The sequence below is a fragment of the Archangium violaceum Cb vi76 genome (assembly GCF_000733295.1).
Classification (GTDB): Bacteria; Myxococcota; Myxococcia; order Myxococcales; family Myxococcaceae; genus Archangium; species Archangium violaceum.
Map to the genome: position 1 here is coordinate 23,797 of NZ_JPMI01000228.1, position 14,790 is coordinate 38,586.

At 70.4% G+C, this 14,790-nt stretch carries 11 protein-coding genes and 1 tRNA gene; 7 read left to right on the plus strand and 5 right to left on the minus strand.

Annotation, left to right across the window (positions count from 1 at the left end):
* Window positions 1-198 precede the first annotated feature (198 nt).
* The gene (locus Q664_RS30585) at window positions 199-603 is read left to right on the plus strand and encodes a hypothetical protein (protein WP_043403574.1); all 405 of its coding nucleotides are present in this window, start codon (window positions 199-201) and stop codon (window positions 601-603) included.
* Between the two features lie 67 nt (window positions 604-670).
* On the opposite strand, the gene Q664_RS52890 is transcribed toward Q664_RS30585, so the two are convergent.
* Complete coding sequence (locus Q664_RS52890; protein WP_052518872.1) at window positions 671-1,423, minus strand: DUF4184 family protein; 753 nt, start codon at window positions 1,421-1,423, stop codon at window positions 671-673.
* Window positions 1,424-1,451: 28 nt separating this feature from the next.
* On the opposite strand from Q664_RS52890, the gene Q664_RS30595 reads away from it, so the two are divergent.
* The gene (locus tag Q664_RS30595; RefSeq protein WP_043403575.1) at window positions 1,452-2,696 is read left to right on the plus strand and encodes a CPBP family glutamic-type intramembrane protease; all 1,245 of its coding nucleotides are present in this window, start codon (window positions 1,452-1,454) and stop codon (window positions 2,694-2,696) included.
* Between the two features lie 113 nt (window positions 2,697-2,809).
* Here the strand turns inward: Q664_RS30595 and Q664_RS30600 are convergent, their stop codons facing one another.
* The 4 genes from Q664_RS30600 to Q664_RS30615 form a co-directional block, all read right to left on the minus strand.
* Complete coding sequence (locus tag Q664_RS30600; RefSeq protein WP_043403576.1) at window positions 2,810-5,587, minus strand: Hsp70 family protein; 2,778 nt, start codon at window positions 5,585-5,587, stop codon at window positions 2,810-2,812.
* A 40-nt stretch (window positions 5,588-5,627) separates the two neighbouring features.
* Complete coding sequence (locus Q664_RS30605; RefSeq protein WP_043403577.1) at window positions 5,628-7,481, minus strand: Hsp70 family protein; 1,854 nt, start codon at window positions 7,479-7,481, stop codon at window positions 5,628-5,630.
* An 18-nt stretch (window positions 7,482-7,499) separates the two neighbouring features.
* Window positions 7,500-8,111, minus strand: coding sequence for a DUF2760 domain-containing protein (locus tag Q664_RS30610; protein ID WP_043403578.1), 612 nt, complete (start codon window positions 8,109-8,111; stop codon window positions 7,500-7,502).
* A gap of 95 nt (window positions 8,112-8,206) precedes the next feature.
* Window positions 8,207-8,282 (minus strand) — tRNA-Ala (locus Q664_RS30615).
* 187 nt (window positions 8,283-8,469) lie between these two features.
* Here Q664_RS30615 and Q664_RS30620 point away from each other — a divergent pair.
* The 5 genes from Q664_RS30620 (at window position 8,470) to Q664_RS30640 (ending at window position 14,717) form a co-directional block, all read left to right on the plus strand.
* On the plus strand, window positions 8,470-10,827 hold the full coding sequence (locus tag Q664_RS30620) for a tetratricopeptide repeat protein (protein WP_043403579.1): 2,358 nt from the start codon (window positions 8,470-8,472) through the stop codon (window positions 10,825-10,827).
* A gap of 188 nt (window positions 10,828-11,015) precedes the next feature.
* Window positions 11,016-11,900 carry a heme o synthase gene (gene cyoE, locus Q664_RS30625; RefSeq protein ID WP_043403580.1) on the plus strand — a complete coding sequence of 295 codons (885 nt, stop codon included), beginning with the start codon at window positions 11,016-11,018 and terminating at the stop codon, window positions 11,898-11,900.
* Between the two features lie 7 nt (window positions 11,901-11,907).
* Window positions 11,908-12,885, plus strand: a complete 978-nt coding sequence (locus Q664_RS30630; protein WP_152622429.1) for an ABC transporter ATP-binding protein — start codon at window positions 11,908-11,910, stop codon at window positions 12,883-12,885.
* Window positions 12,882-13,775 carry an ABC transporter permease gene (locus tag Q664_RS30635; protein ID WP_084610465.1) on the plus strand — a complete coding sequence of 298 codons (894 nt, stop codon included), beginning with the start codon at window positions 12,882-12,884 and terminating at the stop codon, window positions 13,773-13,775. The genes Q664_RS30630 and Q664_RS30635 overlap by 4 nt, the downstream gene beginning before the upstream one ends.
* Window positions 13,776-13,892: 117 nt before the next feature.
* The gene (locus tag Q664_RS30640) at window positions 13,893-14,717 is read left to right on the plus strand and encodes a carboxypeptidase regulatory-like domain-containing protein (RefSeq protein WP_043403583.1); all 825 of its coding nucleotides are present in this window, start codon (window positions 13,893-13,895) and stop codon (window positions 14,715-14,717) included.
* The last annotated feature ends 73 nt before the right edge of the window (window positions 14,718-14,790 follow it).

A 14,790-nucleotide genomic window follows, 5' to 3' on the forward strand; every position in this document is an offset into this window, starting at 1 on the left:
ATCGGCTCGGGCGCGATTGCGCCTCCCCCGGGAGCCCGCGCAAGTGGCCGAGATCCGGGCAGATCCCATCCTGGGCCGAAAAATCGGCCTGGGATCAGTTTCCAACGACCGTTTTCCTCCTTAGTCTAGGGCGGGCGCGTCGTGATCCGGGGAGCCTTGGAAGGCACCGATCGCGGCCGCCGGCTGGGAGGGACACACATGCTTTACAAGGTTACCCCGATGATGCCGCCACCGGCCTCGAAGGAGGCCAAGACGGCGCGCGAGCCGGGGCAGCCGCGCAAGCGGCGCAAGTCGGCGGTCTACGATGCCGACGGGCACGAGGTGCTCATTTCGCTGATGTGCCTCAAGTGCCGCACGCTCAAGCCGCTCGCGCAGTTCGGTCTGCGCAAGATGGCGGACGGGGCCATCCGCAATCAGCCCTGGTGCCGTGGGTGCCGCTCGGGTGCGGGGACGCGCAAGCCCAAGGAGGACAAGGCCACCGAGACGATGAACGTCGTGGCCGAGGCTCCCGCTGCCGTCGCGCCCAACCTCCAGGTGGTGCCGGCTCCGGCCGCCGCTTCCGCCGAGGACGAGGCCCCGGTCGCCGTCGCCTCGCAGGGCTGAACTGATCCAGCCTGGCTGTGTCCCTCCGAGGGGCGGAGCGCTTCGCTTCGACCCTGGATGGAGGGATCTACCCAGGAGATGGCGCGGCCCGGCGTCGGGCCAGCACGCAGCCCAGGGTGAGTCCGGCGAGGACTCCGTCGAGCACGTGCCACAGCAACCACTTCAGCTTCAGGTCGAGCGGTCCTGACGGCGGGGCGTGTGCCAGCCTCAGTGCGAGCAGCAACGCGCCGAAGGCGACGGTGGGCAGCAGCACCAGGAGGAAGTCGCGCCAGCGGCCTCCGGGCGCTTCGGGCAGTTGGGCGTAGTGGCGTACCAGGAATCCCAGCACCACCAGCGAGCCCACCACCGAGGAGCCGTGCTGGAGCCACGTGGCGAGCGGCAGCTCCCAGGGGCCCAGCGTGAGCGGGTTGTCGGGGTAGAGCACGCTCGAGGGCCAGCGGTAGCGGTGGGTGAAGCTGTCCCAGATGGCATGCGTGGCCGCTCCGAGCCCCAGCGCGAGGATCGCCAGGGCCCAGGCTCGCGCGCCGCGGGGGAGTCCCCGGGTGCGGAGGAATCGGCCCCACTGGACTCCGCCCACGGTGGGCAGCGTGCGGTGCAGCACCGGGAGCACCAGCACCTCCAGCCACACCCAGAGGATCAGACCCACGGGCAGGCTGAAGCGCAGCAGTCCCTCGGGAGTGTGGGAACTGCGCGAGCCCATTCCGAACAGGTACGCGAGGTCGGGGACGCTGGCCCCCACCACGAGCGCGGCCGGGGGCAGCCCGTGGAACCGGCACAGGGGCAGGATCGCGGCGGCGTGGGCGGGCAGGGTGAGGGGCATTCGGCGCGGATGATAGTAGCTTGGGCGCGTGTCCAACGACGCTCAGCTCTTCCAGAACGCTCCTTCACGCCGGCGGGCCCTGTCCGAAGCGGCGCTCGTGCTCGTCACCGTGTTCGTTCCGGGGTCTCTTGCCCTGCTCGACCTGGTGCCACGCCTCGTGATCACCTGCCTCCTGGCCGCCTGGGGGCTCGCGCTCCTGCGTCCCTGGGTGGACTGGCGCGCGGGCCAGATTCCCCGCGCGGTGGGCGCTGTCCTTCTCTTCGGGCTGGCGCTCGGGGCTTCCATGGCGGGTGGCTGGCTCGGAGGGGAGGGGGTTGTGCCACCGCCCCGGCTCGGCGTGCAGCACAAGGGTGTCTCCGTGGAGGGGGACGGGCAGGACGTGCAGAAGGTGGTGGAGCTCACTCGTGTGGTGCCGGGAGCGCCGGCGGACGGCCGCCTGGAGGTGGGAGACCGGATCCTCGGGGTGGATGGTCAGATGTTGTCCTCATCGGATCCCGAGGAGGAATTCCAGGAGCGCATCCGGACGGCGGGAGACGGGGCCAGCACCGAGATGCGGTTCATCGTCCAGCGCAAAGGCGAGATGAGCGAGGTGAAGGTGCCTGTCGGGCCCACGCCGAATGCCAGTCCCTTCAAGAGGCCCGACGCGATTCTGTGGCTGTGTCTGCGTGCGCTCGGGGTGAGCCTCCTCGTGGGGCTGTTGCTCTGGAGGGACGGGCAGGGGCCGGCTCAGCTCGGGCTCGTTCGCGAGGGGCTGGGGCGGGAGATCCTCATCTCCGTTCCCGTCGTTGTCGGCGCGTACGCCGCCAACATCGCCGCCTCCATTCCGCTCGCCTTGCTGGGGGTGTTCTTGAAGCTCACCGACAAGGAGCTCATGGCTCGCAAGGAGGTGGCCACGGGACTCGTGGAGATGGGGCTCAGCGTGCCCGTCTTCGCCGCGGCGATGGTGCTCGTGGCGGGCTTCGAGGAGCTCGCCTTCCGGGGCTTCCTCGTCCCGAGGTTGAAGCTGCTCCTGGGAAATTGGCCCGCCGCGGTGGTGCTCTCGGCCGCGCTCTTCGGGCTGGGGCACTTCTACGAAGGCGTCCTCGCTGTCGTGCAGACCGCCGTGCTCGGGGCCTACTTCGGCTTCGTCTTCGTCTTCGTCCGCCGCTTCCGGTTGCCCTCCGTGATGCTGGCGCATGCGGCGTTCAATACGATCAACTTCACGTTGATGCTCTGGCTCCAGAGATCAGGGATGCTCGAGAAGATCACCGCACCGCGGCCTCCGGCTCCTTGAACGGTTCACACGGAGGGAGACGCGGGGACAACCCGGGAGCCGGATACCCTCACCCCGTCCCTCTCCCGGGGGGAGAGGGGAAGTAGGGCGCGAGTGACGTCCGGACGTTCTGGCTACAGGCGCAGACCCGCGGGCAGGGTGTCGCCGAGCGCTCGCGCTTCATCCGCCGCTTCGAGCGCTACTACTTCCGTCACCATCCGCACCCAGGTGTCCGCTGCCTTCGCCGCTCGCAGCGCCTGGGCTGTCTTCGCTCGCAGCTCGGGGCTGATGTCCCGCATGCGGTCTCCCGTCAGCCGTGCGAGCTGCGCCGCAGCGAACGGCGCCCCGTCGATGTGCTTGAGGTCCAGCTCCAGCAGCAGCGACAGCCAGGCCTCCGCCACCTCCACGTCCACCACCTTGTGGCTGCTGCCGTACAGCGGCACTCGAGCGCCCAGACGTCCCAGCGCCCACGCCCACGGGCCGCCGCTCTTGTTCTCCGCCTTCAGCCGCGCCGCTACCCACCCGCCCAGCTCCGCCTTGTCTCCTGGCTCCAGGTGCTCCAGTGAGGCCGCCGTGCGCACCATCTCGTCCAGGCCCTCGGGCTGGATGCCCTTGAGCTTGCCCGGCGGTTGGGGCGCGTCCAGCGGCACCTTCCTCGCCAGGTGCGGCTTCAGGTAGTCGTAGAGCTTCCGCTGCTGCGCTTCGCTCAGGCCTCCCGCGATGCGCCGCCACATCACCCAGAACTCGATCCACACCGACTTCTCGGTGTGGTGCTGCACCAGCGGCTCGAAGAGCGTGAACGTCTGCTCCGCACGCCAGTGGTCCAGCGGGTAGCCGAAGCCCGGCCGCAGTGTGTAGCCCGTCAGGCTGTAGAAGACGCGCTCGTGGTCCGCCGTGCGCCGCCGCTTGGACGCTCCCGCGAAGAGCGTGCTCCACAGCTCGCGCAGTACCGGCACCCGCCACGTCTCGCGCGGGCCCAGCACCTTCTCCAACGTGCGCGACAGCTGCTTCACGTCCTTGGGGCCAATCGGCAGGGGCTTGTTGCCGTATACCCGCTCGGCGTTTTCCTTCGCCTCGGCGAAGCGTGCCGGCATGGACTCGGTGACCGTCAGCTCCCGTTCGCCGCTCGTGCCTCGCAGCTCGAACTCCAGGCGCCAGCGCTCGTCCGCCACGTTCGACACGGCGAAGAGCTCCAGCGTGCCAATCTCCGTGAGCCCCGCCTGCAGGTGCACCGGCACCTCCGCCGTCTTCCCCGCGGCGCCCTTGAGCACCGTATGGATGGGCGGCAGCGGCTTCAGCTCCTCCGTCAGCGGCACCACGTCGCCCGGCTTGTCGATGCGGTCGCTCGTGGTGGAGTACAGCGTGAACTGCACCGGCCGCCCCAGCGTCAGCGTGAAGGAGCGCTCTCCGATGTCGACCTGGTTGCCCTCCTCGAAGCCTCGAGGGATGAGGCACAGCACCGGCTGCTCCGTGCTGTCCGCCGGCCGCTGCAGGGCCACGTAGTACGCACGCGCCGCGCCGCCGCCGATCTTCAGGCCGTGCCCGCGCCGCACCAGTCCGTACCAGGCCGCGCCGCGCGCCACCGCCAGCTCCAGCGACTCGTGCTTCAGCAGCCGGATGCGCGGAGCCCCCGGCCACCACGCGCTCACCGCCTCCACCAACCGCTCGGCCAGTTGGGGCGAGTTGAAGACACCTCCATTGAGGAGGATGGCGTCGGGGCGGGGGAGGGCACCTTCCGCGGGCGCCGTCTCGCCCAGCGCCGTGAAGCCCGCCGCCGCGTGCTGAGCGAGGAAGGCCGCCAGGTGCCGGGTGATGGCCGCGTCCTGCGCGTACGGCAGTCCCAGCTCCTGCAGCGCCATGCGCGACACGCGCCGCGGCCGCTCCTGCGCACCCGAGCGCGGGAAGAAGCCGTCCATGACGAGGCTCTCCGCCTCCTCACGCGTGAGCTCCGTGGACAACGAGCCGCCCAGCAGCCGGCTGCCCTCGGAGACGAGTGACACGCCATACCGCTCGGGAGGGTTGTTGCCGAGCAGGGCCTCCTTGGCGGTGCGCGCCGCCTGGATGGCCTGGGTCCACTGGGTGGCGGACAGGCGCCGGTTGCCGTCCGGGAAGAGCTTCTCCTCCACGCGTTTGGCGAGCGCGGCGTCCATGTTGTCGCCGCCGAGCATGAGGTGCTCTCCCACCGCGAGCCGCCGCAGCATGGGGCCCTCGGGAGACACGCCCGCGTGCACCAGGGTGAAGTCCGTGGTTCCACCGCCCACGTCCACCACCAGCACCAGCCGCACGTCCTCCAGCGACTGCGCCAGGTCCTTCCGGTGGCGCGCGGTGTAGTCGTAGAAGGCCGCCTGCGGCTCCTCCAACAGGGTGAACTTCTCCAGGCCCGCCTTGCGCGCGGCGCTCACCGTGAGGGCGCGCGCCGCCTCGTCGAAGGAGGCGGGCACGGTGATGACCACCTCCTGCTGTGCCAGCGGGGCCTCGGGGTGGGCGTGGTTCCACGCCCGGGCCATGTGCTGGAGGAGCAGGGCACTGGCCTCCACCGGGGACAGCTTCGCCACGTCCGCCGGAGCGCCCCACGGGAGGATGGGCGCGGAACGGTCCACGCCCGGGTGGCACAGCCAGCTCTTCGCGGACGTCACCACCCGGCCCGGCACCCGGGCTCCCTGCCAGCGGGCGAGCTCGCCCACCACCTGTGAGCCGCTGTCGCCCCAGGGCAGACGGAGCGACCCGGCGGCGAGCTCATGGCCGGCGGGCACGTAGACACACGAGGGCAGCAGGGGCCGCGGGCTGACCTCGCCCTGTCGCACCAGTTGGGGGACGGGGAAGTCCTCCACGGGAGCGGTGGGGCCCTTCGAGGGGTCCACCGAGGCGACGGCGCAGTGCGTGGTTCCGAGGTCGATGCCGACGATGTGCATAGGCGTGCGGGCGGCCCTTGCTGGCCGCGCGGGGCTCCTTCTACTCCTTCATGCGGACGTTGAGCTCCAGCTTCCACTTCCCGGGGCCGTCCTTCTGCAGGCATCGCAATTCCAGCGTGCCCACCTCGGTGACGGCGGCCTGGAGGTTGACGGGGGTGAGATCCCCGTAGGGCGCGGGCGTGCCCGGGAGCGTCGTCTCGATGGGGGCGAGCTCCTCGAACTCGTCGTTGCCGTCCACGTCGTCCACCAGCACGCCCACCTTGTCGTCGCGCCGCACGGACGAGGCGAAGAAGCGGAAGCTGGTGGGCTCGCCGGTGACGAGGCCGAACTCCTGCGGAGGCACATCCGCCTGGGTGCCCTCTTCCATACCGAAGGGGGCCACGCACAGGGCCTTCACCGGGGGCTCCATGCCGGGCACGGCGGGCATGGCCGTCTCCACGCCCACGTAGTAGGCGCGAGCCGTGCCGCCGCGGATGCGCAGTCCGTGGCCCTGGCGCACCCAGCCGTAATAGGCCGCGCCGCGCGCCACGGACAGGTCCAGGTCCGCGCCCGCGAGCTCCTGGGCCGGCTGGCCACCGTCCGCGGTGAGCCAGGAGTTGAGCACCTCCATCACCCGGGCCTTGAGCGGGCCCGCCTTGAAGACGCCACCATTGAAGAGCACGGCGGTGGGGTGGATGAAGGACTTGCCGCCCACGTTCACCGGCGAGTCCGGCGAGTTGGCCAGCGCCTGCGCCTGCCGGGTGAGGAAGGCGGCCAGGTGCTTCGTCACCGCGGGGTCCTGCGCGTACGGCAGCGCCATCTGCGCGAGGCCGGTGCGCCGGGCCACGCGCGGCAGCTCCGCGACGGGGGAGGGCGGGAAGAAACCATCGGTGAGGACGCGGTCCAGGTCCTCGCGGGCCAGCTCCGTGCGCAGCGTGCCGCCGATGAGCGACGAGCCGCGGCCCGGAATCGCGATGGGCGCCTTCGCCATGGACGGATCGCCGTACAGCGTCTCCTTGGCCATGCGGCAGCCGTAGGTGAGGGCGTTGAACTGCCACGCGTCGAGCTTCTTGCCCTCGGCGGTGAGGCGCTGGTTGAGCGTGTGCGCCAGCGCCAGGTCCATGTTGTCGCCGCCCAGGAGGATGTGGTCCCCCACCGCCACACGGGTGAGCTCCACGTCGCCCGCGCGGTCGCGCACGGTGATGAGCGAGAAGTCCGTGGTGCCGCCACCCACGTCCACAACGAGGATGACCTCGCCCACCTTCACCTGCTTGCGGAAGGTCTCTCCCTGCGCCTCCAACCAGGCGTAGAGCGCCGCCTGTGGCTCCTCCAGGAGGATGATGTTCTCCAGGCCCGCGGCCTTCGCGGCCTCGAGGGTCAGGTCGCGCGCGGCGGCGTCGAAGGAGGCCGGGACGGTGATGATGACGTCCTGCGCGGCCATGGCGTTGCCGGCGTCCTCCTTCGTCCGGGCGAAGGTGTGGTCCCACGCCTCGCGCAGGTGGCGCAGGTAGCGCGTGGAGGCCTCCACCGGAGACACCCGCTGCACCTCCTCGGGGGCCTGCCAGGGGAGCAGCGCGCCGCGCCGGTCCACCCCGGGGTGGCTCAACCAGCTCTTCGCCGAGGACACCAGCCGGGTGGGCACCTTGGCCCCGTGCACGCGGGCGAACTCACCGGAGATGCTCGTGGCCGCCGGGTTCCACGGCAGCGCCAGGCTCCCCGGGGGGAACTCCTGGCCGCCAGGCAGGTAGAGGAACGAGGGCAGCAGTGTCCGGGCCTCCACGGTGCCGGGCGCTATCAGCTGCGGGATGGGCAGCATCGACTGCGCCGCGCCACGCGCCTTCGCCTCCTCCAGGTTGAAGTAGGAGACCGCGGAGTGCGTGGTGCCGAGATCGATTCCAATCGCGTATCGGGCCATATGCGCTCCAATCTGGTGTCAGGACAGCTCGACTTCAGCGGGCGACAGCACCCGGGGATCCATCGCTGGACTGGTGGACGGGAATTTCACGGCCGTGGTCATCCACCCGTGGTGCTTGAGTGCTCCGTTATAGGGAGGCTGGCCCGCCACGTTGCCGGTGAGGCGGATGCGCTGGGCGTCGAAGCCGGCGGGCACGTCCACCCGGTCGCCCTCGGACTGGGGCAGCACCGGCTCCAACGTGAGGTACTGGCGCAGCACCTTGCGGCACCCTTCGTGGACGATGCGGGCCGCGGCGCCCACGTCCGCGTCCGGGAAGGCCGCCACGTCCTCTTGTAGGAAGTCGATGAGCCGCCCCTCGCGCTGCAGCATGGCGAGGAACTGGAGGGCCGGAGCGTGCTCCCGCTCGGGGGGCAGTGGAGCAACCGGCTCCTTCTTTTCTGGCGCCTTTTCCTGGGTGGCCTGTCCGGCGGGCAGCCCGGTGGGCGTCCCGGCGGGCAACTGGCCGGCCTTGTCGGCCTCGCGCACGGGCAGTACGGCCTGCGCGAACGCCTGGTCGAACCAGATCCGCCAGAAGCACACGAACGCGAGCCAGAAACGAGCGAAGAACGAGAGCGAAGGCTGGTCGGTCATCGGCTCCGGATAACAGACCCCTGGAGCTTTTCAATTCACTCGTAGCCCAAATGAAAAGGGCCTCACTGTTTCCAGTGAGGCCCTTCTCTGTTGCATGGTGGAGGTGGACGGGATCGAACCGACGACCTTCGCATTGCGAACGCGACGCTCTCCCAACTGAGCTACACCCCCGCAACCACTATGTGTCCCAACGTGTCTCAGCGGCGGGGCTTTTTCTCCGCCGCCGAAAGACGAACGGGCAGATACAGGACCCTATTCCAGGTGTCAAGCCGGGAATCTTCCGGGTCCCTTGCGCGATTGACGCGCGGCAACTCAGGGTGTCATAAGAACCCCCTCCCATCAGGCGCTGCCCATCGGAATGTCTACTCCCTCATCGAAGTTGAGCCCGGCCGAGATTACGAAGCTGGAGCAAGCGTTCGCTTCAGACCCTTCCTCCGACGCGTACAAGCCGCTGGCCGAGGCGTATCTGGCCGCCGGCCGCTTCATGGAGGCGATGGTGGTCTGCAAGAAAGGGGTGAAGGCCCACCCTGATCGTGCGGATCCTCGCCTCCTCCTGGCCCGCGTGTACGCGGACCAGGGCAAGGACAAGAAGGCCCTGGAAGAGGTGCTCGGCGCGCTCCAGGTGCAGCCCAACGACAAGGCCTCGCTGCGCATGGCGGGGACGCTGCAACTGAAGACCGGCGAGGGCGAGGCTGGCAGGGCCAACCTCCTCAAGGCCTACGCGGCGGATACCGCGGACGCCGAGACCCTCGCGGCGATGCAGCAGTTCCAGGTGCAGCCGCCCCAGGCCGCCGCGCCCGTGGCCGCTCCGGCTCCTGTCGCCGCGCCCGCTCCTGTCGCCGCGCCCGTGGCTGCTCCGGCTCCCGTGGCCGCCGCGCCCGCTCCCGCCGCCGAGCCCGCTCCGGCTCCCGCCGCCGCCCGCAAGCGCCCGGTGGCCGCCGAGGAGGATGAGGAGGAGGCTCCGCGTCCCAAGGCCCGCGCCGAGAAGCCCGCGGCCCCGGCCCGCCGCGCCGCGCCGGTAGTCATCGACGAGGACGATGACGTCGATGACGACGAGGACGCGCCTCGCAAGTCGCGCAAGAAGGGTTCTGGCGGGAGCGCCAAGTTCATCACGCTCGGCCTGGTGATCGCCGTCCCCCTCATCCTGGGCGGCTACTTCTGGCAGGGGCGCCTGGCCGCCCAGCGCAACCGGGAGATCAAGAAGCAGCTCGACGCCGCCACCGAGCAGCTCAAGCACGACTCGTTCGCCTCCTACAAGAAGGCCTGCGAGGCGGCCGACAAGGCGCTCGAGGTGGATGACACCTCCACCGCCGCCCACGGCTACCTGGCCTACGCCTACGCCATCCGCTGGGGTGAGCACGGCGGTGGTGACGACGCCCGCAAGCGCGCCGAGGAGCACCTGGCATCCGCCCAGAAGAGCGGGGAGATCAGCTCGCACCTGTACGCCGCCGAGGCGCTCATCAAGACGTACGGTGGTAAGGGCAAGGACGCGCTCACGGAGCTCGAGGGCCGCGTCAAGAAGTTCGACGAGGAGGGCAAGCGCAGCTCGCTGCTGTACCTCACGCTCGGCCTCATCCAGATGAACGCGGGTGACCTGGACCGCGCCAAGGACAACCTGGAGAAGGCCCAGGGCCTGTCTCCGGATGATCCGCGCATCTACGCCGCGCTCGGTGCCGCGTACCGCCGGCTCGGCCAGGACGCCATCGCCTGGAAGAACTACGACTTCGCCCTGCGCTACGAGAAGGACCACCACGAGTCGCTGCTCGGCAAGTCCCTGCTGATGCTGGAGCAGGACGAGGCCAACTTCGGGCTGGCCGCGGTGATGATCAAGAAGCTGCTGGAGGCCGAGCCGCCCCCGTCGCCGCGTCAGCTCGCGGCGGCCAACCTGGCGCGCTCGCTGCTCATCTCGCGCGTGTCCGCGTCCATGGAGAAGCTCAAGCCCGACGAGCAGGCCAAGCTCGCCGAGGCCACCGGGGTGCCCGCCGAGAAGGAGAAGGCGCGCCAGGAGCTGGTCAAGGCCGAGGACACGGGCTTCACGCTGGACAAGGCGAGCCCCGAGCTGTCGCTCATCAAGGGCCGCCGGCTGCTCTCCGAGAACGAGTACGACAAGGCCGCCGAGGAGATCCGCAAGGCCATCAAGATCGACCCCACGCGCGCCCAGTTCTACGTGGAGCTGTCCAAGGCCCTCATGGGCAAGCAGGGCGGCGAGAAGGAGGCCTCCGAGGCGCTCGTCACCGCCATCAAGACCATGGGTGACAGCCCCAAGCTGCTCACCATGCTGGGCAACGCCTACCGCAAGCAGAACAAGCTCAACGAGGCGATCGACGCGTACAAGCGCTCGGTGAAGGAGCCGAACGCGAAGAACCCCGAGGCCCGTCTGGCCATGGGCACCATCTTCCGCGAGCGCGGCGAGTGGACGATGGCGCAGGAGACGCTGGAGAAGGCGAGCACCGAGTTCATCGGCCAGCCGGACCGGGCCGCCACCGCGCTGCTCGAGCTGGCGCGCGTCTTCGAGGGCAAGGGCGACCCCGCCAAGGCCGACGAGACGTACCAGAAGGCGCTCAACGCGGACGAGAACTACTGCCCGGCCTACTACTTCTACGCGGCGTTCCTCAAGAAGGACCCGAAGCAGGCCTCCAAGGCCAGGCCGCTGGCGCAGCAGTACATCACGTGCGCGCCCAAGGGCGAGTACGTGGCGCAGGCCGGCGCGCTGTGAGCCAGGCTGCCGCCTGGAACAAGCGGTTCTGATAGCGACGGGCGCGGGGATGGTGAAAATCCCGCGCCCGTTTGCTTGAAGTGCGACTCCCCCCTGTGTAAGGGGAGGGGCGTTTTCCACCCCGGGCGGAGTCCGCTCCGCCTCCCACCGCGTCAGCAGCGAGCTTGACGTGCCTTGGGGAGTCCTGCGTGAGCGCGCGTGCCTTGAGTGAGTCGAGCTTCGCTTCGGATCTGCTGTCCCTCACCAAGCCGAGGCTGTCCGGGCTGGTGATCGCCACCGCCGCGGGCGGCATGTGGCTGGCGCCCGGCGAGCTGACGGTGCCGCGCATCCTCGTGACGCTGCTGGCCACCGCGGGCACGGTGGGCGCCGCCAACGCGCTCAATTGCTACTGGGAGCGGGAGAGCGATCGCTTCATGGCGCGCACCGCCAACCGTCCGCTGCCCTCGGGACGCATGGAGCCGGGCGTGGCGCTGGGCTTCGGGCTGGCCCTGGCGGCGCTCTCCCTGCCGGCGCTCGCCCTGGGCGCCAACCTGCTCACCGCGGGCCTGGGCCTGGTGGCGCTGCTCAGCTACGTGCTCGCGTACACGCCGCTCAAGGCGCGGACCTCCGCCTCCATGCTGGTGGGCGCGGTGCCCGGCGCGCTGCCTCCGCTCATGGGCTGGACGGCCGTCACCGGGCAGATCGACGCGGGCGGCTACGTCCTCTTCGCCATCCTCTTCCTGTGGCAGATTCCGCACTCCATCGCGATCGGCCTGTTCCGCCAGGACGAGTACGCGGCGGCCGGCCTCAAGACCGTGCCGCTGGAGCGCGGAGAGGACTCCAGCCGGCTGCAGATCGTCCTCTACCTGGTGGCGCTGGTGCCCATGACGCTGCTGCCCTTCCAGCTGCGCATCGCCGGGGCGTGGTACCTGGCGGCGGCGGTGGTGCTGGGCCTGTCCTTCCTCGGGCTGGGAGCGACCGGCCTCTTCCGGAGCCTGGGAAGGCCCTGGGCGCGCCAGACGTTCCTGTTCAGCCTGCTGTACCTGGCCGGCCTCTTCGCCGCGCTGATGCTCGACAGTGGGGGACACGGTTGATTCGAGGATGACGCACTCCGCGGTGCCCCTGCTCCAGCTCGACGGCCTCACCCGGCGCTTCAAGGCGCGCGTGGCGCTCGAGGGGCTGAACCTCTCGGTGGGGGCGGGCGAAATCGTCGGTCTGCTCGGCCCCAACGGGGCGGGCAAATCCACCACCTTCCAGCTGCTCGCCGGCCTGCTCTCCCCGGACGCAGGGCGCGTGCTCTTCGAGGGGCGGCCCCTGTCTCTCCACGATCCGGCCCTGCGCCGGCGCATGGGCATCATCTTCCAGCGCGGCAGTCTGGATGACCTGATGAGCGCGCGGGAGAACCTGCGGCTCGGCGCCCGGCTGTACGGGCTGACGGGCGCGCGGGCCCACGAGCGCGTGGAGCGGATGCTCCGCCTCATTGGCCTCCAGGACCGCGGCGACGAGCGCGTTTCCACCTGGTCTGGCGGCATGCGCCGGCGGCTGGAGCTGGCGCGTGCCCTGGTGCACCAGCCGCGCATCGTCCTCATGGACGAGCCCACACAGGGGCTCGACGAGGCCTCCTTCCGCTCCTTCTGGTCCCACCTGCGCGCCCTGCGCGATGCCGAGGGCCTCACCGTGCTGCTCACCACGCACCGCGCCGACGAGGCGGAGATGTGTGACCGGCTCGCGGTGCTGGACTCGGGCCGGCTGGTGGCCACGGATACGCCCGCGGCGCTGGCCGCTCGGGTGGGCGGAGACATCCTCACCCTGGAGGCCCGGGAGCCCGAGTCGCTCGCGGCCGAGCTGCGCCAGCGGCTGGGCCTGGAGGCCCGCGTGGTGGAGGGGAGGGTGCAGGTGGAGGTGGAGCAGGGGCATGCGCTGGTGCCCCGGCTGGTGGAGGCCTTCCCGGCCGGCCGGCTCGCCTCGGTGTCCCTTCGCCGTCCCACGCTCGCGGACGTGTTCCTCCAACTCACCGGCAGGGTGCTCGGCGCGGACCAGCCCACCGCCGAGCCCGCTCGCAGGAGTCGCCGTCGATGAACGTCCCCGCTACCACTCTTCCCACTCCCGATACCTCGGGTGAGGCGGAGCAGGAGGTATCCCGCGTGGATGCTCCTGCCCCCGCCGAGGAGCGTGCTCCGGGAGGGCTCGCGCTGCAGTGGTCCACCGTGCGCGTGCTGCTGGCGCGCGACGTGGTGCGCTTCTTCCGCCAGCCCAGCCGGATTGTTGGCGCGCTCGCCCAGCCCATCCTCTTCTGGTTCGTCATCGGCGCGGGCTTCGCCGGCTCCTTCCGCGTCGAGGGCGCCCAGGGCCTGGACTACCAGCGCTTCTCCTTCCCGGGCGTCGTCACCATGGTGGTGCTCTTCAGCGCCATCTTCGCCACCATCTCCGTCATCGAGGACCGGCGCGAGGGCTTCCTCCAGTCGGTGCTGGCCGGGCCGGGCTCGCGCCTGTCGGTGGTGCTGGGCAAGGCGCTGGGCTCCTCGGCCATCGCGCTGCTGCAGGCCTCGCTCTTCCTCTTCTTCGCCCCGCTGGCCGGAGTGAAGGCCGCCACCCTGGACGTGCCGCTGCTCCTGACGGTGATGGTGCTTTCCGCTCTGGGCCTCACCGGCATGGGCATCGCCCTGGCCTGGTGGGTGCGCTCCACCGCCGGCTACCACGCGGTGATGAGCATCGTCCTGTTGCCCATGTGGGTGCTCTCCGGTGCGATGTTTCCTCTCAAGGGCGCCGGGCCGCTGCTGGCGTGGGTGATGCGCCTCAACCCCATGCGCTTCTCCGTGGAGGGCGTGCGGCGCGCGCTGTACGGCGCCGAGGCCTCGCTCGCCGTGGGCACCGCCTCCTCCGGCGCGGGTCTCGAGGTGCCGGTGCTGCTCGTGTTCGCCACTGCGTTCCTGGGGCTCGCCGCCCTGAGCATCACTCGACGCGAATAGCCGGAATAGCCGTCGTTCCGTTGGTTCCGGGACCTCTCTTCTGTTACGAGGGGTCCCCCTGACATCTGGCCGCCCATGCGCGCTCCGACACGCGCCGGTGGCACGAGGAGTGTTCACATGAAGCTGCGTACGCTGGGCGTCGCGGTGCTCGGTGCGGTGGGACTCGCCACCGTGCCGGCCTGCCAGAAGCAGGAGGCCCCCCCGGCCGCTCCCGTGGTCAAGGCCCCCGCCCCCGCTCCTGCTCCCAAGGTCGAGGCTCCCGCTCCCGCGCCCGCCGCGCCCGTCACCGGTGGAGGCACCGTCCAGGGCACCGTTGCCTTCAAGGGCGCCGTCCCCGCGCCCGCGGCCGTCAAGCCCAGCGATGATCCCGCCTGTGACGGCATGGCGCTGAAGGACCAGTCCCTGCTGGTCACGGAAGGCAAGCTGGCCAACGCGCTCGTGCGCGTGCGCGGCCTGGTGCCCCACTCGCACCCGTCCCAGCCCGCCCTCATCGACCAGCAGAAGTGCACCTATACGCCACGCGTGCAGGGCGTCACCGCCGGGCAGCAGGTGTTCATCAAGAACAGCGATGGCACGTTGCACAACGCGCGCGCGCTCAACGGCACGAAGACCGTCTTCAACGTGGCCCAGCCGCCCAACGCCAAGGCCGTGCCCCGCCCCCTGCCCTCCGATGCCGAGGTCATCCGCCTCAAGTGCGACATCCACCCGTGGATGGCCGCCTGGGTGGTGGTGAACCCGAATCCGTACTTCGCCACCTCCGGCACGGATGGCGCCTTCTCCATCGAGCACCTGCCCGCCGGCACCTATACCCTCGAGGCCTGGCACGAGACGCTCGGGACCAAGACGGCCGAGGTGACCGTCAAGGAGGGCGAGACGGTGACGGCCTCCTTCGAGTTCTCCGCCGAGGACGCCAAGGGCACCGCTTCCGGTGGCGTGAAGTAGGCACGGGTCCGGGGCGCCGGTGGGAACCCGGGGCCCGGATACCCTCACCCCCGCCCTCTCCCGAGGGGAGAGG